We start from the raw sequence: 23,076 nt of genomic DNA, 5'->3' as shown, positions 1-23,076 counted from the left end.
GGTGGGGGGGGGTGGGGGGTGGGCCCCCCGGGGGGGGAGACACACGGAAGGGCTCCTAACCGACAGCAACAGCCACCCACTCCCGCCTCCATCACCCCTCACCTCTCACCCCTCACCCCTCACCCCTCACCCCTCACCCCACCCAACTACCCACCATTTCCACCATTTTCGCCATTCTCCCCATTGGCGGCGAAGCGGGCGGCTTCAATGAATTCGGGGCGGGGCTCCAAAGCCGCTGCGAGGCGGAAGTGGCGAAGCGCTTCCTCGGGGCGGCTGGCGCGTTCCAGCGTGCGGCCGAGGGCGAAGTGCGCGAAGGCGTTGTCCGGCTCGCGTTCCAGAACGATCTGGAATTCCAGCTCTGCGGGCCGTAGTTGGGCGGAGAGAAAGAAAGCGCGAGCGCGCAGCAAGCGGGCTGCGGTGTTCTCTGGATGTGCGGTGATGACCGAATCCAGCAGCCGGATCGCACCGCGCGGGTCTCGGGCTGCGAGCAGTTGCTCCGCGGCGCGGTAGTCGATGACGTGCGTCTCGGGACTGCGCTCGGGCACGGCCTTCTCCTCTCCGTTGTCGTCGGGGCACGGCCGTAGGCGGCCATGCACCGTACGGCGGTACGTGCGGCACAACAATCACGTCTGTCGCCGCATTCCCCGGCAGAGGCGGTCCTATCCCCGCGCGCCCGCACCGACGTCAGCCCCTCACGCCGACGTCGATGCACTCGCCGTCAGAGGCTGATGTGGTACGCCTTGCGCAACGTCTCGTGCACAGTCCACTGCGTGCGGTCGCCCTCGCGCAGGATGCAGGCGTCGCCCGGTCCCACTTCGAGGACCTGGCCGCCTTCGACCTCGATCGTGGCTCGGCCGCTGACGACCACGAACAGCTCATTCGCCTCGGTGTCGGTGACCACACCCGGTGTGATCTGCCAGATTCCCCGGATCTGGCGGCCGTCCGGGGACTCCCACAGCACCTTGCCCGTCACCATCGGCTCGCCGGAGACGACCTGTTCGGGGTCGAGGGGCTCAGGCTCCAGATCGGCGTCCGCAATGCCCGGGACGTTGACCACGAACGACGCGGGAGATGCAGAAGACGCCGGATGCTCGGGAGACGCGGACGGCGCATCGGATGTGAAAGATGCCACGGGTTCACGGGACGCAACGGATTCGGAGGATGTGGACGGCGCGGGAGACGCGTCTCCGACCGGGGCCCTTCCGGTGCCGTCGCCGGTGGAGCCGGGTTCGGTGTCGGCGGTCGTGGAATCAAGATCGGCAGTTGTCATGGCGGTGAGGCTATCGCCCGGCCTCAGGCGTCCCTTAGGCGCTCCCACACCTCGCGGACCTGGGGTTCCAGGGCTTCCAGCGGACCGTCGTTGTCGATCACGAGGTCCGCGATCGCCAGTCGCTGTTCACGGGTGGCCTGCGCCGCCATCCGCGACTTCGCCTCGTCTTCCGACATGCCGCGCAGTCGCAGCAGTCGGTCCAGCTGGGTCTGCGGCGCTGCGTCGATGACGACGACCTTGTCGTAGAGCGGCGCCAGGCCGTTCTCGGTCAGCAGCGGCACGTCGTGGATCACCACCGCGTCCGGTCCGGCCGATGCTTCGAGCTCGGCGGATCGTGCACCCACCAGCGGGTGCACGATTGCGTTCAGCACCTTCAGTTTCTCCGGGTCGGAGAACACGATCGCGCCCAGCTTCGGCCGGTCCAGGGTTCCGTCCGGGGCGAGTACGTCGCTCCCGAACTCCTCGACGACCGCCGCGAGTCCGGGCGTACCCGGCTCGACGACCTCGCGTGCGATCTTGTCCGCGTCCACGATCACCGCGCCGTACGACGCCAGCAGCCGCGAAACCTCACTCTTGCCCGAACCGATCCCGCCGGTCAGCCCCACCTTCACCATGGCCCCACGCTATACGGCCCGCGGGGCCGCGCGGCGCTGGGGCAGGGCTCCGCGTGGGGCCTGCTGAGCGGGCTGACGTCCCGGAAGCCGGCTGATGAAACTCGGGCACCGGCCGGCTCACGGCCATGAACTGATGACACCGACAGAAACCGATGACACCGATGGGACGGCGCGGCAGAGCCGCGAAGTCGGCGGCGCACGACGGTCCACCGGTCTCAGATTCCGCCGCCCCCGTCGGATTCGCGCTCCGCCAGGAAGCGTTCGAATTCCCGGCCGATCTCGTCGGCCGTGGGCAGCTCCACCGGCTCGGCGACGAGATTGCCCCGGGTTTCCGCGCCTGCCACCGCGTCGTACTGGTGCTCCAGGCCGCTCACCAGGGCGACCAGTTCCTCGTCGCCCTCGGAGATCTGCCGTTCGATCTCCTCCTGTGTCCGCAGCGCCTCCGTGCGCAGCGCATGCGCCGCGTTCGGCAGCACCAGACCCGTCGCGGCCGTCACTGCTTCGAGGGCCGTGAGCGCGGCGTCCGGATACGCGGACCGGGCGATGTAGTGCGGCACATGTGCCGCCACGCCCAGTACGTCGTGTCCCGCCTCGGCGAGCCGGAACTCGATCAGCGCTTCGGCACTGCCGGGCACCTGCGCCTCGTCGAAGAAGCTGCCGTGCCCCGGCATCAGGTCCGTGCGGTTGCCATGCGGGGTGAGGCCCACGGGGCGGGTGTGCGGGACGCCCATCGGGATGCCGTGGAAGTTGACCGAAAGCCGAACGCCGAGCCGCTCCACTATCTGCCGGACGGCCGCCGCGAAGCGCTCCCATTCCACGTCCGGTTCGAGCCCGGACAGCAGCAGGAAGGGGGCGCCGGTCGCGTCCTCGACCAGCCGCAGCTCGATGCCGGGGGTCTCGTATGCGGTCCAGCGGTGGCTCTCGAAGGTGAGCAGTGGGCGCCGGGCGCGGTAGTCGATCAGCCGGTCGTGGTCGAAACGGGCGACGACCCGGTGGGACAGGCCGTTCAGCAGCCGGTCCACGATCTGGTCGCCGGTTTCGCCGGCGTCGATGTAGCCGTCGAAGTGGTACAGCAGCACGAGACCGGCGGAGTCCCTGGCGGTTATCGCCTCGACCGCCGCGAGCCCGCTCGGCTCCCATTCGTACAACCCCTGGGGATCCAACACAGTGACCGCTCCTCCTCGTGTCCGTGAGCAAGAACGCCCGGGGCCGGCCCGGCATTCCCGGACCCGTCGCGCAAGCGCGGCTTGTCCGAAGATGTACGCTCCCACGCCCGCACGTGCGCGCCGCGTGCCCGCCCAAAGCCCCGCACACCTCCCGAACCGCCTCACGCCCTCTTCCCCGACCTCCCCGGCCACATCATCGAACGTCCTCAACTACCCATGAAGTGCGGCGAGTTGCCGCCACAACTCCTCGAACCCCATCACCCCGACCTTGACGCCATTGGTCCGTACCTCTCACTTCGCCGCGGCCCTCGTGATTCACGCTCCCGCCCAACGTGCATACGGGGAACAGGGACTGAACGCGCACCGGCCCGCTCACCCCGTCTCCACCGGTGCCCCCGTCTCCACCGGTGCCTCCGCCGCCGCGTCACCGCCTCCGTCACGGCCTACGCCGCCGCGTTCCTGGCAGCGGGCACCGTCCTCACCGTCACGGCCTCCGTTGCCGGTGGTGACTCGCCGAATTCCCAGCAGGGCGGCGTCCGCAACTCCGCCGTCCGCGATACGGGCGAGGACGGTCGCGGGATGGGCGGGGGGTCTGTGTCGGCGGCACGGGCGGAGCAGCTGCGGCACAAGAGCAACAAGGTGGACCCGAGCACAACAGGCGCACGGGGTGCACACGGCGCACGTACAGCGGCTGTCGGATCGGCCCATGCGCAGCAACCGGGGTGGGGCTGCGGTGCGGTCTTCTGCGGCACCATGCCTGGTTCCGTGCGGTGCCGGCGGGCCGGGCCGCTACTGGCTTCGCCATCGCCGACCAGAGCGCGGGCGGCTACCTGGTGGCCATCGCCGGCGACGACACCGGTACGGGTGGCCACGGAGTCGCCAGTCCGGGCGGTTCCGGTCGGCCGGAAGAACGCCCCCGCTGCGCCGGATGCGACGAAGGCCCGCTCCCCGGAGGGAGCGGGCCTTCGCCCATCAGCTAGCTAGTGCTCAGCGGGGCAGAGCGTCAGCTCTGGCCGCCGGCCAGCTTCTCGCGGAGCGCGGCGAGGGCCTCGTCCGACGCCAGGGCGCCGGAGTTGTCCGCCGACTCCGAGGAGTACGAGCCACCGGAGACGTTGCCGCCGCCGGCCTGGCCGCCACCGGCCGCCGCGGGAGCCGCAGCACCCTCGGCCGCGGCCTGCTCGTCGGCCTCGCGGGACTTGATGACCTGGGCCTGGTGCTGCTCGAAGCGCTGCTGCGCCTCGGCGTACTGCTGCTCCCACGCCTCGCGCTGGGCCTCGTAGCCCTCCAGCCAGTCGTTGGTCTCCGGGTCGAAGCCCTCGGGGTAGATGTAGTTGCCCTGGTCGTCGTAGGACGCGGCCATGCCGTACAGGGTCGGGTCGAACTCGACCGCCGACGGGTCGGCGCCGAAGGACTCGTTGGCCTGCTTCAGCGAGAGGCTGATGCGGCGGCGCTCCAGGTCGATGTCGATGACCTTGACGAAGATCTCGTCGTTGACCTGGACGACCTGCTCCGGGATCTCCACGTGGCGCTCGGCCAGCTCGGAGATGTGGACCAGGCCCTCGATGCCCTCGTCGACGCGGACGAACGCACCGAACGGAACGAGCTTGGTGACCTTACCCGGGACGACCTGACCGATCTGGTGGGTCCGGGCGAACTGCTGCCACGGGTCTTCCTGGGTGGCCTTGAGCGACAGGGAGACGCGCTCGCGGTCCATGTCGACGTCGAGGACCTCGACGGTGACCTCCTGGCCGACCTCGACGACCTCGGAGGGGTGGTCGATGTGCTTCCAGGACAGCTCGGAGACGTGCACCAGGCCGTCCACGCCACCCAGGTCCACGAAGGCACCGAAGTTGACGATGGAGGAGACGACGCCGGAGCGCACCTGACCCTTCTGGAGGGTGGTGAGGAAGGTCTGACGGACCTCGCTCTGGGTCTGCTCCAGCCAGGCGCGGCGGGACAGGACCACGTTGTTGCGGTTCTTGTCCAGCTCGATGATCTTGGCCTCGAGCTCCTTGCCCACGTAGGGCTGGAGGTCGCGGACGCGGCGCATCTCGACCAGGGAGGCCGGGAGGAAGCCACGGAGGCCGATGTCGAGGATGAGACCACCCTTGACGACCTCGATGACGGTACCGGTGACGATGCCGTCCTCTTCCTTGATCTTCTCGATGGTGCCCCAGGCACGCTCGTACTGGGCGCGCTTCTTCGAGAGGATCAGGCGGCCTTCCTTGTCCTCCTTCTGGAGAACAAGGGCTTCGATCTCGTCACCGACGGCGACGACCTCGTTGGGGTCGACGTCGTGCTTGATCGAGAGCTCACGGCTCGGGATGACGCCTTCGGTCTTGTAACCGATGTCGAGCAGGACCTCGTCCCGGTCGACCTTCACGATGACGCCGTCGACGATGTCGCCGTCGTTGAAGTACTTGATCGTCTCGTCGATCGCGGCGAGGAAGGCTTCCTCGTTACCGATGTCGTTGACCGCAACCTGCGGGGTGGTGGCGGTGGTCTCGGTGCTGCTCGTCATGTGGGAAAGGGCTCCGGTACGGACATTGAAGTCGTAGGTACTGCTACGCCGAGAGCCGGTATCGCCTCTGCATAAGCCGGACAGCGTCAGAGGCGCACCCTCCGGAAGCCCCGCAAAGCCGGAGCGAACCGAAACGCCTCGAAAACCGAGGGGACATTCATACAGATGCGAGCGCGGCCTGCTCCGTCTGAGGCGCGCAGGCCCGCAGCGCAACTTGTAGCATACGGGGGCAGCCGGAGACGGTCAATGCGCGAAGGCGCATACCCGGGGCAGATCGCCCCATAACCGGCACACGCGATGTTCCGCGAGGTCGTACGATCTCGCGGCCCCCGCTGCGACAAGCACAGCGAAGACTACGACGACGGGCGCGATGAACCAAGAGCACGAGCCGGAGGCGACCCGCCGTGACGCCTCGGACGCCGAGAGCAGCCGGGCCAGCCGGGGCTGGTGGGACCGCAACGCGGACGAGTACCAGAGCGAACACGGCGCGTTCCTAGGGGACGACCGGTTCGTGTGGGGGCCGGAGGGACTGGACGAGGCGGACGCGGCGCTGCTGGGGCCGGCCGCGGAGCTCAAGGGGCGGCGCGTACTGGAGATCGGGGCGGGGGCGGCGCAGTGTTCCCGCTGGCTGGCGGCGCAGGGGGCGCTGCCCGTGGCGCTTGATCTCTCGCACCGGCAGTTGCAGCACGCGCTGCGGATCGCGGACGGGGCGGCGGGGGACGCCGTCGCGCTGGTGGAGGCGGACGCGGGGGCGCTGCCGTTCCGCGACGGCTGTTTCGATCTGGCCGCTTCCGCCTACGGGGCACTGCCGTTCGTCGCGGATCCGGTGCGGGTGCTGCGGGAGGTGCGGCGGGTGCTGCGGCCGGGCGGCCGGTTCGTCTTCTCGGTGACGCATCCGATCCGCTGGGCGTTTCCCGACGAGCCGGGGCCGGAGGGGCTGTCCGTGGCGGCGTCGTACTTCGACCGGACTCCCTACGTCGAGCAGGACGAGGTCGGGCGGGCGGTGTACGTGGAGCATCACCGGACGCTGGGTGACCGGGTGCGGGATGTAGTGGCGGCCGGTTTCCGGCTGGAGGACGTCGTGGAACCGGAGTGGCCCGACTGGAACACCCAGGAGTGGGGCGGCTGGTCGCCGCTGCGCGGGCATCTGATCCCGGGGACGGCGATCTTCGTGTGCACGGCGGCGGCGTAGCGGCTCCGGGCCGGGGGTGGCCGGGGCGGCGGGCGGGTGCCGGGCTTCGGGGCGGCAGACTGGGGCCGTGATGCTCCCCCACCCTGATGCCGGGGGTACCTCCGGTGCCGCCGCCCTTGCCCAGTTGCCCGTGCGCAGTGCGCTGCCCGCGCTGCGTGCTGCCCTCGACGGGGCCGGTGCGGCGGTGCTGTGTGCTCCGCCGGGCACCGGCAAGACGACCTTGGTGCCGCTGGAGCTCGCGGGGCTGACGGGCGACGGGCCGCGGCGGCGGGTGGTGGTGGCCGAGCCGCGGCGGATCGCGGCGCGTGCCGCGGCGCGGCGGATGGCCTGGCTGCTGGGCGAGCAGGTCGGCGGCTCGGTGGGCTTCACGGTGCGCGGGGAGCGGCGGGCGGGGGCTCGTACGGCGGTGGAGGTGGTGACCACCGGGGTGCTGTTGCAGCGGTTGCAGCGGGATCCGGAGCTGGCCGGGGTGGATGTGGTGGTGCTGGACGAGTGCCATGAGCGGCATCTGGACGCGGATACCTGTGCGGCGTTCCTGCTGGATGTGCGGGAGACGCTGCGGCCGGAGCTGCGGCTCGTGGCGGCGTCGGCGACGACGGACGCGGAGGGGTGGGCGCGGCTGCTGGGCGGTGCCGGGGGGCCGGTTCCGGTGGTGGAGGCGGCGGGGGTGTCGCATCCGGTGGAGGTGCTGTGGGCGCCTCCGGAGCGGCCGGTCGCGCCGGCGCACGGGATGCGGGTGGATCCGGCGCTGCTGGCGCATGTCGCGGGGGTGGTGCGGCGGGCGTTGCGCGAGCGGTCCGGTGATGTGCTGTGTTTCCTTCCGGGGGTCGGCGAGATCGGGCGCGTCGCGGGGCAGCTGGCCGACGTGGACGCGGAGGTGTTGCAGGTGCACGGGCGGGCGCCGGCGGAGGTACAGGACGCGGTGCTGGCCGGCGGGGGCGGTGTGCGGCGGGTGGTGCTGGCGACCTCTGTGGCGGAGTCGAGTCTGACGGTGCCGGGGGTGCGGGTGGTGGTGGACAGCGGGCTGGCGCGGGTGCCGCGGCAGGATCATGCGCGGGGGCTCGGCGCGCTGGCGACCGTGCGGGCCTCGCGGGCGGCGGCCCGGCAGCGGGCGGGCCGGGCCGGGCGGGAGGCGCCGGGGGCGGTCTACCGGTGCTGGTCGGAGGGGGAGGACGGGCGGCTGCCGCGGTTCCCGGATCCGGAGATCAAGGTGGCCGATCTGACGGCGTTCGCGCTTCAGGCGGCGTGCTGGGGCGATCCGTCGGCGGACGGGCTGGCGCTGCTCGATACGCCGCCGGGCGGGGCGCTGGCGGCGGCCCGGGAGGTGCTGGTGGCGATCGGTGCGGTGGACGGGGCCGGGCGGGCGACGGAGCGGGGCGTGCGGATGGCGCGGCTCGGAGTGCATCCGCGGCTGGCCCGCGCGCTGCTGGACGGTGCGCGGGAGGTCGGGGTGCGGCGGGCGGCGGAGGTCGTGGCGCTGCTGAGCGAGGAGCCGCCGCGGTCCTACGGGGACGATCTGGCGGCGGCGTGGCGGACGGCCCGCCGGGGTGGCGATGCGTACGCGGCGCGGTGGCGGCAGGAGGCGCGGCGGCTGGCGTCGGCCGTCGGGGAGCCGGGGGCCGGGGCCGGGGATCCGCTGCCGGGCGCCGGGGCCGGGTCCGGGTCCAGGGCGGGTTCGGATGATGCCGTTGCGGGGCTCGTTGCGGCGTTGGCGTTTCCGGAGCGGGTGGCGCGGGCGCGTGGGGTGGGGGGTTATCTGATGGCGTCCGGGACGGGGGCGGAGCCGGTGGGGGCCGGTGGCGGGTCGCGGTTGCGGGATGCGCGGTGGCTGGCGGTGGCGGTGGCGGACCGGCCGGTGGCGGCGGCGTCCGCACGCATCCGGCTCGCGGCGGTGATCGACGAGGAGACCGCCCGCGCCGCGGCCGGGGCGCTGCATTCTGCGGGCGAGGAGGTGCACTGGGCGGACGGGGATGTCGTGGCGCGGCAGGTGACCCGGCTGGGCGCGATCGAGCTGGCGGCCCGGCCGCTGGGTACGCCGGATCCGGGGCTGCTGCGGGATGCGGTCGTCGACGGCCTGCGGCGGGAGGGGCTCGGTCTGCTGCGGTGGACGGCCGCCGCGGCGGGGGTGCGGGAGCGGATGGCTTTTCTGCACCGGGAGTTGGGGGCTCCGTGGCCGGATGTGTCGGATGCGGCGCTGCTGGAGCGGGTCGAGGACTGGCTGGGGCCGGAGCTCGGGCGGGCGCGGCGGCGGGCCGATCTGGAGCGTGTTGACGCGGGGCGGGCACTGGTGCGGCTGCTGCCGTGGGCGACGGGTGAGGCGGTGCGGTTCGAGGAGCTGGCGCCGGAGCGCCTGGAGGTGCCGAGCGGTTCGCGGGTGCGGGTGGATTACGGGGGTGAGCAGCCTGTACTGGCCGTCAAGTTGCAGGAGTTGTTCGGGCTGCGGGAGTCGCCGCGGGTGGCGGGCGGGCGGGTGCCCGTGCTGGTGCATCTGCTGTCTCCGGCGGGGCGGCCGGCGGCGGTGACGGCGGATCTGGCGTCTTTCTGGCGGGACGGCTACCGGTCGGTGCGTGCGGAGTTGCGGGGGCGCTACCCCAGGCATCCCTGGCCGGAGGACCCTTCGACGGCGGAGCCGACCCGGCATACGACGGCGCGGCTGCGGCGGGGGTGAGGGCCCGTCCGGCGCGCTGGCGGTAGCGCCGCGGGCGCGGCCGGCAGGGTGGGTCAACTGCGCGCTCCGGGCGGTGCGTTGCCGGTGCGGGCGGTGCGCCTGATGGATGGTCGCGTAGCGTGTCGGTGTCATGTCTCCACGTTACGTTCCGCCACTGACAACGCCCTCGGCCTGCACCGTTTCCGATTCCGGCGCCTTTCGCGGGCGCCGGCCGCGGGCTTCGAGGAGCAGGCTGAGGGCGAGCAGGGCGGCGCCGAGGGTCAGGAAGCCCCAGGGGAGGTAGCTGGTGAGCAGCAGGACGAGGGTGCGCTGGGAGGAGACCAGGGCGACGGTGGACTTGACGTAGTCGTCGCGCATTCTGACATGGCCGGCGAAGGCGGTCACGGTGCCGCCGCCGGGCAGCAGTTGGCCGCCGCGGAGCTCTTCCTTGTGGATTTCCTCGCCGTTGACGGGGGCGCCGGTGACCGGGTCGACCCAGAACATCCGCGTGGTGGTGTACCAGCGGGTGGTTCCCGTCTTCTCGACGGCCTGGGGGGTGATGCCCTTGACGGGCATCTTCTTGGGGAGCGGGACCTTGGTCCAGGGGATGGTCTGCTCGAAGTAGTAGACCTCCAGGCCGTGGAAGGTGCGGGTGCCCTTGTAGTGGATGGGGGCGGAGGTGCGGGTCTGGGCGTCGAAGTAGGTGTAGTCGCGCTTCTCGGTGAGGAACGGCCATTTGTACTCGATGCCGGCGCGGCGTACGGGGTCGCCGTCGACCATCTCGCCGGTGGCGTGGACGGGTTCCTGGGAGTGGGCGTCGAAGATGTAGCGCTCGGGGATCTCGGAGACCATCTTGCCGTCGGGGCCGGCCACGTAGGAGAGGGTGTCCCAGACGACGACGTCGCGGCCGGCGGTCTGCTCGATCCGCCGGGCTTCGGCGACGTTGCCCTTGAGGGTCTGGACGATGGTGACCTTGGGGACCTGTTCGGCCTTCATGGTGCCGTAGTCGATGAGGGTGGCGGGGGTGGCCTCCAGGACCATGTCCTGGTACTGGCCCGGCGGGATCTTGGCCAGGCGGGGGAAGGCGTACCACCGCATCAGTGGGGACAGGGCGGTGAAGAAGACGGCGCAGGCGAGCAGCGCCAGGCTCGCCGGGCGGCGCATCCCTTTGGGCGGTGCGGGGCGCTGGGTGGGCGGGGTTCGGGGCATGGCGGTGGCGTCCCTCCCTCAGGGGTGCTTGGGGACGGTGGTCAGCAACGGCTTGGGGGAGGTGCGGCCTTGGGGGGCGCCGAGGGCGGTGGCGGTGAGGACGAGGGCGAGTGCCGCGGCCAGTCCGACCGCGGCTGCTGTCAGGGCGCGCATGGCGGTCCTCCCGGAGAACTGAGCTGATGCAGCGTCAGGGCGGGGGCACCGTAGCAACGGCGGGCGGAGATGAGAACACGTTGCACCGCCGCCCTGCCCCGGGGCGGGGCGGGACGGCGGTGCGGTGGGTCCGGGGCCGGGTGCGGTCAGGCGCCGGCCGGTGCGGTGACGGTGAGTTCGACGGTGAGGACGGCGCCGTCGGCGGTGGTCAGCCGCAGCTGGAACGTGCCGGGGTGGGCGTCGGTGTAGATCTTCGGGAGGGTGAGCAGGCCGTTGGCGTCCGTGGTGAGGGTGGTCAGGGTGCGGACCGGCTTGTCCTTGTCGGCGCCGGTGGCCTTGGGGTCCTTGAAGTACGGGCCCTTGTCGTTCTGCACCGGCTTCTTCGGGTCGCCGGTGACCATGGTCGCGGTGACGACGACCCCGGCCGCGGGCTTGCCCTGGTAGGTCGCCCTGATCGCGACGGCGTCGTCCGCGTACGGCGTGCCGGCGGTGGTCCGGAGCTTCTTGGCGGAGGTGCGGGCGAGCGTGTCGGCCTTCGGTGCCGGCTCGGCCGTGACGGTGGCGGCGAAGTCGACGGCGGGCGCGCTGCGGCCGACGGCGGTGGCGCGGACGGTGAACGCGCCGGCCTTGTCGCCCGCGCGCAGCCGGGGGGCGGTGGCCAGGCCGTCCTTGCCGGTGGTGACGGTGGCGGCGGTCGCGTTGCCGGGGAAGCGGGCGCCGGTGTCGCCGCTGAGGGTGAAGCGGACGGGGGCGCCGGCGACCGGCTTGCCCGCCGCGTCCACGGCGCGGACCTGCGGGGAGGTGGCGAAGGAGCCGCCCACGGTGGCCGTGAGCTCCTTGCCGTCGCTGCCGTCCGGCCCGTCCTTGCCGCCGACTCGTTCGAGGGCGGTGAGCGGGGCGGGGTCGGCCGGGGGCTTCGGGGTGGGCGTCGGCGTGGGGGCGGGCTTCGGGGTGGGAGTGGGCTTCGGGGTGGGGGCCGGGGTGCCGCCGCCGTGGGACGGGCCGGTGGAGCCGCCGGGGCCGGCCGGGGTGCGGGTGCCGGAGGTGTCTCCTCCGGGGGCCGGGGGCCGGCCCTGCGTGGCACCGGGACCGCGGTCCTGGTGCGTCGCGCCGCTGCCCTGCCTGTGCCGTTCGGCTCCGCCGCGCCGTATGGGGAGCGTGCCCTTGCCGTCCGGGACCTCGTGCGTCCCCTTGCGGTAGAACGCGTACCAGGACAGCACCGTGCGGAGGTAGTCGGTGGAGTCGTTGTAGCCGAGGACGGCCCGGTCCAGGTCGGCCGGTACGGTCAGGTCGCGGCCACCGGCGCAGAGGTAGTGGCCGGCGGCGAGCGCGGCGTCGAAGATGTTGTTGGGGTCCTTGATGCCGTCGCCGTTGCCGTCGGCGCCCCAACCGGTGCCGTCGGGGCCGCCCTTGGACCAGGTGGACGGGATGAACTGCATCGGGCCGACGGCGCGGTCGTGGAGGGTGTCGCCGTCGTAGCGACCGCCGTCGGTGTCGGGTATCAGCGCGAAGCCGTGGCCGTCGAGCACCGGGCCGAGGATGGGCTGGAGGGTGGTGCCCTGGGCGTCGACCGCTCCGCCGCGGGCCTGGCCGGATTCCACCTCGCCGATCGCGGCGAGCAGTTGCCAGTGCAGCCGGCAGCCCGGGTCGGAGGCGCGGACGCGCGCTTCGGCCCTCTTGTAGGCGGCGAGGACGGTGGCCGGGATGCCCGCCTGGGAGGGGCCGGTGACGGCCTTGCCGTCACCAGGGTGGCCGGAACTCTTGGGCGGTACGGGGCTGTTGAGGGGCGGCAGGTCGGTGTAGTACGGCGAGCCGCCGTCGACGGGGGTGTCCGCGGGCGGCCCGGGGGTGGCTTGTTCTCGGTGGGCGGCGCGTGCGGCGGCGCCCGGTGTCTGGGAGGCGGTCAGGGCGGCCAGCGCCAGCGCCGCCACGGCCGTCGAGGCCGCTCCCCTTTGGAGCCGCCGCCGGAATGTGGCTGCCATCAGTGCTGTCCCTCCGCGTTGACCTGCCGCGCGCCTACCTGTCGCGGTGCCTGACTGCCGGGTGTGCGTCGCTCGCGTGCAGGACGCCGTCACTGCGCCCCCGGCGCCCAACTCCGGTGACACTACGACAACTCGGGCCGCACAGCCACCGCTCCGCTCGGCCACATATACCACTCACATCGGCCACATAATGTTCCGAATCGATCGAGGAGACGTACATGCCGTTCACGCTCAGTCATGCCGCCGCTGTTCTCCCGTTCATCCGGCAAACCGGCACGGCCCGCGGCCCGTTGCTCGCCTCCGCACTGGTCGCGGGCTCCTTCGCGCCGGACCTGACGTTCTACACGGACACCGTCGTTCCGGGCGGCATGGAGTTCGGCACGGTCACCCACTCCCTGCCCGGCGTGCTGACCGTGGATGTCCTGATCACCGCGGCGCTGGTCGGCGGCTGGCTGCTGCTGCGGGAACCGCTGCTGGCCCTGCTGCCGCGGTCCCGGCGGGAACGGCTGCACGCCTTCGCCCGCGGCCGTCCCCGGACTCCGCGCGGGACCCGCGAACTCGCCGCACGGGCCGGCTGGTTCCTTCTGTCGTCCGTACTGGGATCCACCACGCATGTCGTCTGGGACGCCTTCACCCACCCCGGCCGCTGGGGCACCCGGCTGGTGCCCGCCCTGAACACCGTGGTGGGCGGCCGGGCGATCGCCATGTATCTCCAGTACGGGACGTCGGCGCTGGCGCTGGCGGGGATCGGAGGGTTCCTGTGGGCGGTGCTCCGCGGCAGGAGGGGCGGTACGGCCGGCGGCGGACGGGCCTTTGCCGCCGGGGCGGCCGGGGCCGCCGTGCCCACTCCGCCCAGGGTGCCCGAACTGGCGCTGCGGCTGCGGCTGTTGCTGACCGCGCCGGTCGTGCTGTGCACCCTGCTCGGCGGCGCCTAACGCACCGCACGGGCGTATGCCGTCCACGGCGCGACGGTGGGCTGGTTCGACTACGTCCCGGACCTGCTCTTCGGCGCGGGTGCGGGGCTGATGGCGGGGCTGCTGGGGTACGCGGTGGCCGTACGGCTCCTCCAGCGGCGCGTCCACCGGGGCCGGGCGGCGGACGAGGGCGCGCCGGGGCAGCCGGCGGGAGCGGGCCCGGAGCCGGCGGCCTGACCTCCGGATCCGTCCACATGCGCGGCGCGGCCCGTGCTCACCGCACGGGCCGCGCCGTCCTGTTGCGCCTCGGGGCGGGACCGCCAGGGTCTGCCCGATGGGTCGGACCCTAGTGCGCCGCGGACTCCCAGTCCTTGCCGGAGCCGACCGAGACATCCAGCGGGGCGCTCAGCTCGACCGCGTCGGCCATCTCGCGGCGGACCAGCTCCTCGACCTTCTTGCGCTCGCCGGGGGCCACCTCGACCACGATTTCGTCGTGGACCTGGAGCAGCATCCGCGAGGTCAGCTTCGCGGCGCGCAGGGCCGCGTCGACCCGCAGCATCGCGATCTTGACGATGTCGGCGGCGGTGCCCTGGATCGGGGCGTTCAGCGCCATCCGCTCGGCCATTTCGCGACGCTGGCGGTTGTCGCTGTTGAGGTCGGGGAGATAGCGGCGGCGGCCGAGCATCGTCTCCGTGTAGCCGGTGGCGCGGGCCTCCTCGACGACGCGCTGGAGGTAGTCGCGGACGCCGCCGAACCGCTCGAAGAAGTTGTCCATCAGCTTGCGGGCCTCGTCGGGCTGGATGCCCAGCTGCTGGGAGAGGCCGAACGCCGACAGGCCGTAGGCCAGGCCGTACGACATCGCCTTGATCTTGCGGCGCATCTCCGGGTCGACCTGGTCCTTGGCGACCGAGAAGACATGGGAGGCGACGGTGGTGTGCAGGTCCTCGCCGGAGGTGAACGCCTCGATCAGGCCCTCGTCCTCGGAGAGGTGGGCCATCACCCGCAGTTCGATCTGGCTGTAGTCGGCCGTCAGCAGCGATTCGAAGCCCTCGCCGACGACGAAGCCGCGGCGGATCGCCCGGCCCTCGTCCGTCCGCACCGGGATGTTCTGGAGATTCGGGTCGGTGGAGGACAGCCGGCCGGTGGCCGCCACGGTCTGGTTGAAGGTGGTGTGGATCCGGCCGTCCGCGGCGATGGTCTTGATCAGGCCCTCGACGGTCGTGCGGAGCTTGGCCTGCTCCCGGTGGCGGAGCATGATCACCGGGAGTTCGTTGTCGGTCTGCGACGCCAGCCAGGCCAGCGCGTCCGCGTCGGTGGTGTAGCCGGTCTTGGTCTTCTTGGTCTTGGGCAGGCCCAGCTCGCCGAAGAGGACCTCCTGGAGCTGCTTGGGCGAGCCGAGGTTGAACTCGTGGCCCGCGACGGCGTGCGCCTCCTTCACGGCCTGCTGCACGGCGCCGGCGAACTGCTGCTCCATCCGCTCCAGCCAGCCGCGGTCGGCGGCGATTCCGGCCCGCTCCATACGGGCCAGCAGCTCGCTGGTCGGCAGCTCCACATCGCGCAGCAGCTCGGTGGCGCCGACCTCCGCGAGCTTCGTCCCGAACGCCGTCCCCAGGTCGAGGACGGTGCGGGCCTGCCCCATCAGGGCCTCGGCCTCGGCCTCCTCGTCGGCGCCGAACGCCAGCTGGCCGTCGCCGGCCGCGGCGGGGGCGAGGTCGCGCCCCAGGTATTCGAGGGAGAGCGCGTCCAGCGCGAAGGAGCGGCGGCCGGGCTTGACCAGATAGGCGGCGAGTGCGGTGTCCATGGTGACGCCGTCGATGCGCCAGCCGTGCTCGCCGAAGACCCGCATCAGGCCCTTGGCGTTGTGCATCACCTTGGGGCGGGCGGCGTCCGCGCTCCAGGCAGCGAAGGCCCGCTCGTCGGCCTCGTCCAGCTGGGCCGGGTCGAACCAGGCGGCGGGGCCGTCGGCGGCGGCCAGCGCCACCTCGGCGACGCTGCCGCTGCCCAGCGTCCAGACGTCCACCGTGGCCACGCCCAGCGGGCCGGTGCCGTGCTCGGCCAGCCACGGGGCGAGCTCGCCGGTGCCGAGGACGGTGCCGTCCACCGCGACGCCGGCGGCCGGCGCGGCCTCTTCGGCGGTCTCCTCGGCGCCCGGGTCCACGGCGTGCAGCCGGTCGCGCAGCCCCTGGTTGCGGATCTCCAGGGCGTTGAGGAAGACCTTCAGGGCCTCGCGGTCGTACGCCTGGCGGGTGAGGTCGGCGGGGCCGCAGGGCAGCTCGACGTCGCGCACCATCTCGGTCAGCCGGCGGTTGAGCTTCACCGACTCCAGGTGGTCGCGGAGGTTCTGTCCCGCCTTGCCCTTGACCTCGTCGGCGCGCTCCACCAGCTCCGCGAACGAACCGAACTGGTTGATCCACTTGGTGGCGGTCTTCTCGCCGACGCCGGGGATGCCGGGGAGGTTGTCGGACGGGTCGCCGCGCAGGGCAGCGAAGTCCGGGTACTGGGCGGGGGTCAGGCCGTACTTCTCGGCGACCTTCTCCGGGGTGAAGCGGGTCAGCTCGGAGACGCCCTTGGTGGGGTAGAGGACCGTGACGTCGTCGGAGACCAGCTGGAAGGAGTCGCGGTCGCCGGTGACGATCGCGACCTCGAAGCCCTGGGCCGTGGCCTGGGTGGTCAGGGTGGCGATGACGTCGTCGGCCTCGAACCCCTCCACCGCGAAGCGCTGGACGTGCATGGCGTCGAGGAGTTCGCCGATCAGCTCGACCTGCCCCTTGAACTCGTCGGGGGTCTTGGAGCGGTTCGCCTTGTACTCGGGGAACTCCTCGGACCGCCAGGTCTTGCGGGAGACGTCGAACGCCACCGCGAAGTGCGTGGGCGCCTCGTCGCGCAAGGTGTTCGCGAGCATCGACGCGAAGCCGTAGATCGCATTGGTCGGTTGCCCCGTCGCGGTCGTGAAATTCTCCACGGGCAGGGCGAAAAACGCCCGGTATGCCATGGAATGCCCGTCCATCAGGAGCAGGCGCGGACGGCCGCCCGCCGCCGCCTCGGTGCCGGTCGCTTCGCTCTTCTTCGCTGCCTTTGCTGCCACGCCCCCGATCCTGCCACGCCCCACCGACAATCCCCGCCGCGACGGCCGGCGGCGGGTGGCGCCCGCGGGCCGTCCGGTAGGCCGCGGGCCGCGCCGGGACCCGCCGCCGCGGCCTTCCGGGCGGCCGGAGCCGCAGCCCGGCCGCCCGCCGAGATCCCTCTTACTCCCCCACTCCCGTCCATGACAGGATCTGAGGCTCACGGATCAGATGTGTACGGCAACGATCCGCCGGGATCCACCGCGATCCGGTGGCCGGGCACGGCACACGGCTCAAGGGAGAGCGCCATGGCAGGCAAGCCGCCCGCGTCGGACCCCGTCCAGGACGCGCCGACGGTCAGCGAACCCCAGCACTCCGCCGCCGGCCTGCCGGCCCTCGCGCACACCCTGCGCGCCACCCAGCAGCAGATGGGCGTCCGCCGCACCGCCCTCACCCTGCTGCGGGTCAACCAGAAGACCGGGTTCGACTGCCCCGGCTGCGCCTGGCCCGAGGGCGACAAGCGGCACACCGCCGAGTTCTGCGAGAACGGCGCCAAGGCCGTCGCCGAAGAGGCCACCCTCCGCCGGGTCACCCCGGACTTCTTCGCCGCCCACCCCGTGGCGGACCTCGCCTCCCGCAGCGGCTACTGGCTCGGCCAGCAGGGCCGGCTGACCCACCCCATGTACCTCGCCGAGGGCGCCGACCACTACGCACCGGTCTCCTGGGAGCGGGCCTTCGACATCATCGGCGACGAGCTGACCGCCCTCGGCTCCCCCGACGAGGCCGTCTTCTACACCTCCGGCCGTACGAGCAACGAGGCCGCGTTCCTCTACCAGCTCTTCGCCCGCGAGTTCGGCACCAACAACCTCCCCGACTGCTCCAACATGTGCCACGAGTCCTCGGGCTCCGCACTCACCGAGACCATCGGCATCGGCAAGGGCAGCGTGCTGCTGGAGGACCTCTACAAGGCCGACCTGATCATCGTCGCCGGCCAGAACCCGGGCACCAACCACCCCCGGATGCTGCCGGCCCTGGAGAAGGCGAAGGCCGGCGGCACGAAGATCATCTCGATCAATCCGCTGCCCGAGGCCGGCCTGGAGCGCTTCAAGAACCCGCAGACCCCGCGCGGCCTGGCCGGCGGCGGCACCGCCCTGACCGACCTCTTCCTCCAGGTGCGCCTCGGCGGCGACCAGGCCCTCTTCCGCGCCCTCAACCGCCTCGTCCTGGAAGCTTCGTCGAGCGCCTCCGGCGCGGGCTCGGGCGCCATCGACGAGGAGTTCATCCGCGAACACACCCACGGGTTCGAGGAGTTCGCGGCACTGGCGCGTGCCGACGACGACTGGGCGGAAACCCTGCGCGCCACCGGACTGACGCGTGAGGAGATCGAGCGCGCGCTCGCCATGGTCCTCGCGTCGCGGCGCACGATCGTGTGCTGGGCGATGGGCCTGACCCAGCACAAGCACTCCGTCCCCACCATCCGGGAAGTCGTCAACTTCCTGCTGCTGCGCGGCAACATCGGCCGCCCCGGCGCCGGCGTCTGCCCCGTACGCGGCCACAGCAACGTCCAGGGCGACCGCACCATGGGCATCTTCGAGCGGCCCGCGCCGGCCTTCCTCGACGCCCTGGAGAAGGAGTTCGGCTTCGCGCCGCCCCGGGAACACGGCCTCGACGTGGTCCGCGCCATCCGCGCACTGCGCGACGGGCAGGCGAAGGTCTTCTTCGCGATGGGCGGCAACTTCGTCTCCGCCACGCCCGACACCGAGGTCACCGAGGCCGCGATGCGCCGCGCCCGCCTCACCGTGCACGTCTCCACCAAACTCAACCGCTCGCACACGATCACCGGCGCCCACGCCCTGATCCTGCCGACCCTGGGCCGTACCGAACGCGACCTCCAGAGCAGCGGCGAGCAGTTCGTGACCGTCGAGGACTCCATGGGCATGGTGCACGCCTCGCGCGGCCGGCTGGAGCCCGCCGGCGCGCACCTGCTGTCCGAGCCCGCGATCGTCGCCCGCCTCGCGCGGCGCGTCCTCGGACCGCAAAGCCGCACCCCCTGGGAGGAGTTCGAGAAGGACTACGCGGTGATCCGCGACCGGATCTCCCGTGTGGTGCCGGGCTTCGAGGACTTCAACGCCAGGGTCGCCCGCCCCGGGGGCTTCGCCCTGCCGCACGCCCCCCGGGACAGCCGCAGCTTCCCCACCGCAACCGGCAAGGCCAACTTCACCGCCGCCCCCGTGGAGTACCCCACCGCCCCCGAAGGGCGGCTGCTGCTCCAGACACTGCGCTCCCACGACCAGTACAACACCACCATCTACGGCCTCGACGACCGCTACCGCGGCATCAGGAACGGCCGCCGCGTGGTGCTGGTGAACCCCGACGACGCCCGCCGGCTGGGCTTCGCGGACGGCGCGTACGCGGATCTGGTCAGCGAGTGGACCGACGGCAGCGAGCGGCGCGCCCCCGGCTTCCGGGTGGTGCACTACCCCACCGCCCGCGGCTGCGCCGCCGCGTACTACCCCGAGACCAATGTCCTGGTCCCGCTGGACCACACCGCCGACATCAGCAACACCCCGGCCGCCAAGTCCGTGGTGGTGCGGCTGGAGCCGGCACAGCGCGGCTGAGGTGCCGCACACCGTCCCGGCAGGCCGGGAACGGCAACCCCGCGCCGATCGCGGGCTCCGCGGCCTGATAGGAACAGGCGCGGATCGCGACGACCAAGGGCGCGTTCAAGGGCGAGCGAAACGGAGCAGTCCATGGGTGAGCAGAGCACGACCGAGTTCCCGCAGGAGATCCTCGACCAGTGGTCCGACGTCGGCGTCGACCTGCCGTCGCTGTTCTCCGCCGGGCACCTCGGTGAGCGGATGAGCGTACGGGTCACCGAGGCCGCCCCGGACCGGGTCGTCGGCACCATGCCCGTCGAGGGCAACACCCAGCCCTACGGGCTGCTGCACGGCGGCGCCTCCGCCGTACTGGCCGAAACGCTCGGCTCCGTCGGGTCCATGCTGCACGGCGGCCCCACCAAGGCCGCGGTCGGCGTCGACCTCAACTGCACCCACCACCGCGGCGTCCGCTCCGGACTGGTCACCGGCGTCGCCACCCCCGTGCACCGCGGCCGGTCCACCGCCACCTACGAAATCGTCATCACCGACGAGCAGGGCAAGCGGGTGTGCACCGCCCGGCTGACCTGTCTGCTGCGCGACGTCGACCAGGACGCCTACCGCTCCTGACACCGCGATCACGCCACCACGGCAGGCACGGCACCCGCCGGTACGGCCCCGCAACCCGGCTCTCCGGGGCGGGGCCGTCCGCATTCTGCTGACGCTGCGTGACATGCGCGCCCTGCGGCGGCTCCGCGGGCCACCCGCGCCCGGCCGCACCCTCCGCATACCGGACGCAATACCGGCCCGGTGGACCAGATTTCCCCATGGAAGTGCGAGTTCGTCCTCCGCACAGCGAGCACGCCGCGGTAAGGACCATAACCGCAAAACGCTCATCGAAGGTCATAACAAGAGCGTCACATCCTCGACGGCGCCAGTACCGGCCCACCGGACACCGCTCTAGAGTTCACCGCCAGTCACCGCGCCGCCGGGCGCGCTGCAAGCACGGACGCCCCCACCGCCCTCACGGGCCCGGCGCGCGATTCGGCCAGGCGACAGCCGTGGCCGCGGCCAGGGAAAGGACTGATCGTGCGTCACCGTTCCTTGCTCCTCATCACCACCGCACTCACCACCGGCGCCCTCACCCTCACCGCCTGCGGATCCCGCGGCGACAACAAGAGCGGCGACGGCGGCAAAACCACCGTGGTCATCGGCCTCGACGCCCCCACCACCGGCGAACTCTCCGCCCTCGGACTGGGCATCCGCAACTCCGCCCAACTCGCCGTCGACACCGCCAACAAAACCGGCGAGGTCAAGGGCGTCACCTTCACACTCGAAGCCCTCGACGACAAGGCCCTGCCCAACGTCGGCCAGCAGAACGCCACCAAACTCGCCGCCGACAAAAAAGTCCTCGGCATCGTCGGCCCGCTCAACTCCGGCGTCGCCCAGTCCATGCAGCAGGTCTCCCAGCAGAACAACCTCACCCTCATATCCCCGGCCAACACCACACCCGACCTCACCCAGGGCAAGGACTGGAAGAAGAACAACCGCGTCCGCCAGTTCCCCACCTACTTCCGCACCGCCACCACCGACGAAGTACAAGGCGCCTTCGACGGCCAGTACGCCTGGGAAAAAGTGAAGGCAAAAAAGGCATACGTCATCGACGACCAGAAGACCTACGGCGTCGGCCTCGCCTCCTCCTTCAAGGACCAGTTCGGCAAACTCGGCGGCACCGTCGCCGGCACCGAACACATCAGCCCCGACGACCGCGACTTCAAAGCCGTCGTCGCCAAGGTCAAGGCCGCCGCCCCCGACCTCGTCTTCTACGGCGGCGAATACCCCGCCTCCGGCCCCCTCAGCCAGCAACTCAAGGACGGCGGCGTCACCGTCCCCTTCATGGGCGGCGACGGCATGTACAGCGCCGACTACATCAAACTCAACAAAAAAGCTCAGGGCGACTACGCATCCTCCGTCGGCAAACCCGTCGAACAACTCCCCTCCGCAAAGAAGTTCATCGCCGACTACAAAGCAGCCGGCTTCAAAGAGCCGTACGAGGCATACGGCGGCTCCACCTACGACGCCACCTGGGCACTCATCCAGGCCGTCAAGAACGTCGTCACCGGCAACAGCGGCAAACTCCCCGACGACGCCCGCAAAAAAGTCGCCGACGCCATGAACCACGTCACCTTCGACGGCGTCACCGGCCACGTCGCCTTCGACAAATACGGCGACACCACCAACACCATGATCACCGCCTACCAGGTCGACAAGGGCGCCTGGACCTCCCGCTTCAGCGCCGAATTCAAGAAGTTCGACAAGAGCTGACCGGCCGGCACCACCCCGCCCGCACCCCGGGCCGCGCCAGGCCCCCGCACCCACACCCCGGCGCGGCCCGCAGCACCCCGGCACGCACACCTTCCCACCCGACGGAGGCCCTGCGGTGACCGAACTGCCGCAACAGCTGGCCAACGGACTCATCCTCGGCGCGATGTACGGACTCATCGCGATCGGCTACACGATGGTCTACGGCATCGTCCAGCTCATCAACTTCGCCCACGGCGAGATCTTCATGGTCGGCGGCTTCGGCGCACTCACCGTCTACCTCGCCCTCCCCACCGGCACCACCCTCGCCCTCGCCCTGCCCGCCATGCTCCTCGGCGGCATCACCGTCTCCGTCCTCATCGGCGTCGCAGCGGAACGCTTCGCCTACCGCCCCCTGCGCGGCGCCCCCCGCCTCGCCCCCCTCATCACCGCCATCGGCCTGTCCATCGCCCTCCAGCAAGCCATCTGGAAGTGGTACCCCGACGGCAAACAAGCCCGCGTCTTCCCCCAGTTCAAAGGCCACGCCCTCACCCTCCTCGGCGCCACCGTCCAGCGCGGCGACCTCTTCGTCCTCCTCGCCGCCCCCCTCTGCATGACCGCCCTCGGCCTCTTCGTCGCCCGCACCCGCAGCGGACGCGCCATGCAGGCCACCGCCCAGGACCCCGACACCGCCCGGCTCATGGGCATCGACACCGACCGCATCATCGTCCTCGCCTTCGCCATCGGCGCCGCCTTCGCCGGCATCGCCGCCGTCGCCTACGGGCTGCGCACCGGCGAGGTCCAGTTCCGGATGGGCTTCATCATGGGCCTCAAAGCCTTCACCGCAGCCGTCCTCGGCGGCATCGGCAACATCTACGGCGCCATGCTCGGCGGCCTCGTCCTCGGCGTCGCCGAATCCCTCGCCACCGCCTACATCGAACACATCCCCGGCATGCAGCAATTCGGCGGCGGAGCCTGGAAGGACGTCTGGGCCTTCGTCCTCCTCATCCTCGTACTCCTCCTCAGGCCACAGGGCCTCCTGGGCGAACGCGTCGCGGATCGGGCGTGATACCGATGACCACCACCCCTGCAACCACCACCGGCCTCCTCCCCCTCCCCGAGAAGACCGCCCGCATCACCACCGCCGCCGGCGCCCTCGCCACCGCCGCCACCACCGCCCTCGCCTGGACCTGGAGCAGCGACTTCCCCGGCGACCTCACCTACTACGGCTCCCCCGCCGGCCTCCAACTCGTCACCCTCACCGGCGCCCTCCTCACCCTCCTCCTCACCACCTCCGCACTCGGCCTCCGCGGACTGCGCTGGCTCACCCCCGCCGGCCGCAACGCCCCCACCCTCCTCGCCGCCCTCGCCACCTTCACCGCAACGTGGTTCACCCTCGGCGCCATCGCCCTCCACCTCGGCGGCCTCGTCAACCTCGAACCCGGCGGACT

General features: G+C 71.8%; 17 protein-coding genes and 1 pseudogene. 9 read left to right on the top strand and 9 right to left on the bottom strand.

What is annotated here, in order from left to right:
- Positions 1–146 precede the first annotated feature (146 nt).
- From IEZ17_RS27900 to rpsA, 5 genes are all read right to left on the bottom strand, one after another.
- Entirely contained in the window at positions 147–545 is a 399-nt protein-coding gene (locus IEZ17_RS27900) for a tetratricopeptide repeat protein (protein WP_189304816.1), read from the bottom strand.
- Positions 546–718: 173 nt separating this feature from the next.
- Positions 719–1,057 (bottom strand): cupin domain-containing protein, encoded by a 339-nt coding sequence (locus IEZ17_RS27895; RefSeq protein ID WP_189304837.1) that lies wholly within the window; start codon positions 1,055–1,057, stop codon positions 719–721.
- Between the two features lie 236 nt (positions 1,058–1,293).
- Positions 1,294–1,884, bottom strand: coding sequence for a dephospho-CoA kinase (coaE, locus tag IEZ17_RS27890; protein ID WP_189304814.1), 591 nt, complete (start codon positions 1,882–1,884; stop codon positions 1,294–1,296).
- 215 nt (positions 1,885–2,099) lie between these two features.
- Positions 2,100–3,050, bottom strand: a complete 951-nt coding sequence (locus tag IEZ17_RS27885) for a PAC2 family protein (RefSeq protein WP_189304812.1) — start codon at positions 3,048–3,050, stop codon at positions 2,100–2,102.
- Between the two features lie 1,003 nt (positions 3,051–4,053).
- On the bottom strand, positions 4,054–5,571 hold the full coding sequence (gene rpsA / locus IEZ17_RS27880; protein WP_159504393.1) for a 30S ribosomal protein S1: 1,518 nt from the start codon (positions 5,569–5,571) through the stop codon (positions 4,054–4,056).
- Positions 5,572–5,941: 370 nt separating this feature from the next.
- Between rpsA and IEZ17_RS27875 the strand changes: the two genes are divergently transcribed.
- Together IEZ17_RS27875 and hrpB are read left to right on the top strand one after the other, a co-directional pair.
- Positions 5,942–6,763 carry a class I SAM-dependent methyltransferase gene (locus IEZ17_RS27875; protein WP_189304810.1) on the top strand — a complete coding sequence of 274 codons (822 nt, stop codon included), beginning with the start codon at positions 5,942–5,944 and terminating at the stop codon, positions 6,761–6,763.
- A 70-nt stretch (positions 6,764–6,833) separates the two neighbouring features.
- On the top strand, positions 6,834–9,431 hold the full coding sequence (gene hrpB, locus IEZ17_RS27870) for an ATP-dependent helicase HrpB (RefSeq protein ID WP_189304835.1): 2,598 nt from the start codon (positions 6,834–6,836) through the stop codon (positions 9,429–9,431).
- A 141-nt stretch (positions 9,432–9,572) separates the two neighbouring features.
- On the opposite strand, the gene pgfA is transcribed toward hrpB, so the two are convergent.
- From pgfA to IEZ17_RS27855, 3 genes are all read right to left on the bottom strand, one after another.
- Positions 9,573–10,574 (bottom strand): cell envelope lipid trafficking protein PgfA, encoded by a 1,002-nt coding sequence (pgfA, locus tag IEZ17_RS27865; protein WP_189304834.1) that lies wholly within the window; start codon positions 10,572–10,574, stop codon positions 9,573–9,575.
- A gap of 63 nt (positions 10,575–10,637) precedes the next feature.
- Complete coding sequence (locus IEZ17_RS27860; RefSeq protein WP_189304808.1) at positions 10,638–10,772, bottom strand: SPW_0924 family protein; 135 nt, start codon at positions 10,770–10,772, stop codon at positions 10,638–10,640.
- Positions 10,773–10,918: 146 nt separating this feature from the next.
- Positions 10,919–12,754, bottom strand: a complete 1,836-nt coding sequence (locus IEZ17_RS27855; protein WP_189304806.1) for a lytic transglycosylase domain-containing protein — start codon at positions 12,752–12,754, stop codon at positions 10,919–10,921.
- A 218-nt stretch (positions 12,755–12,972) separates the two neighbouring features.
- On the opposite strand from IEZ17_RS27855, the gene IEZ17_RS27850 reads away from it, so the two are divergent.
- Complete coding sequence (locus tag IEZ17_RS27850; RefSeq protein WP_229852714.1) at positions 12,973–13,689, top strand: DUF4184 family protein; 717 nt, start codon at positions 12,973–12,975, stop codon at positions 13,687–13,689.
- Between the two features lie 36 nt (positions 13,690–13,725).
- The gene (locus IEZ17_RS42930) at positions 13,726–13,905 is read left to right on the top strand and encodes a hypothetical protein (protein WP_229852713.1); all 180 of its coding nucleotides are present in this window, start codon (positions 13,726–13,728) and stop codon (positions 13,903–13,905) included.
- Between the two features lie 109 nt (positions 13,906–14,014).
- Here IEZ17_RS42930 and polA read toward each other — a convergent pair whose 3' ends face one another.
- Positions 14,015–16,753, bottom strand: a complete 2,739-nt coding sequence (gene polA / locus IEZ17_RS27845; protein ID WP_189304804.1) for a DNA polymerase I — start codon at positions 16,751–16,753, stop codon at positions 14,015–14,017.
- Between the two features lie 285 nt (positions 16,754–17,038).
- On the opposite strand from polA, the gene IEZ17_RS27840 reads away from it, so the two are divergent.
- The 5 genes and pseudogenes from IEZ17_RS27840 to IEZ17_RS42925 all read left to right on the top strand — a co-directional run.
- Positions 17,039–19,348: an FdhF/YdeP family oxidoreductase gene (locus tag IEZ17_RS27840; RefSeq protein ID WP_189304802.1), complete on the top strand. Its 2,310-nt coding sequence runs from the start codon at positions 17,039–17,041 to the stop codon at positions 19,346–19,348.
- 132 nt (positions 19,349–19,480) lie between these two features.
- Positions 19,481–19,954, top strand: coding sequence for a PaaI family thioesterase (locus tag IEZ17_RS27835; RefSeq protein ID WP_189304800.1), 474 nt, complete (start codon positions 19,481–19,483; stop codon positions 19,952–19,954).
- A gap of 474 nt (positions 19,955–20,428) precedes the next feature.
- A complete protein-coding gene (locus tag IEZ17_RS27830) occupies positions 20,429–21,649 on the top strand; it encodes a branched-chain amino acid ABC transporter substrate-binding protein (RefSeq protein WP_189304832.1) in 1,221 nt (406 codons plus the stop codon).
- Positions 21,650–21,764: 115 nt separating this feature from the next.
- Positions 21,765–22,694, top strand: coding sequence for a branched-chain amino acid ABC transporter permease (locus tag IEZ17_RS27825; RefSeq protein ID WP_189304798.1), 930 nt, complete (start codon positions 21,765–21,767; stop codon positions 22,692–22,694).
- 5 nt (positions 22,695–22,699) lie between these two features.
- Positions 22,700–23,076: pseudogene (locus IEZ17_RS42925) on the top strand (branched-chain amino acid ABC transporter permease); the annotation flags it as partial.

It is taken from the genome of Streptomyces albospinus (assembly GCF_014648695.1).
Classification (GTDB): Bacteria; Actinomycetota; Actinomycetes; order Streptomycetales; family Streptomycetaceae; genus Streptomyces; species Streptomyces albospinus.
The sequence above is the reverse complement of the archived record's forward strand: the minus strand, read 5'-3'. Positions and strand labels throughout refer to the sequence as shown.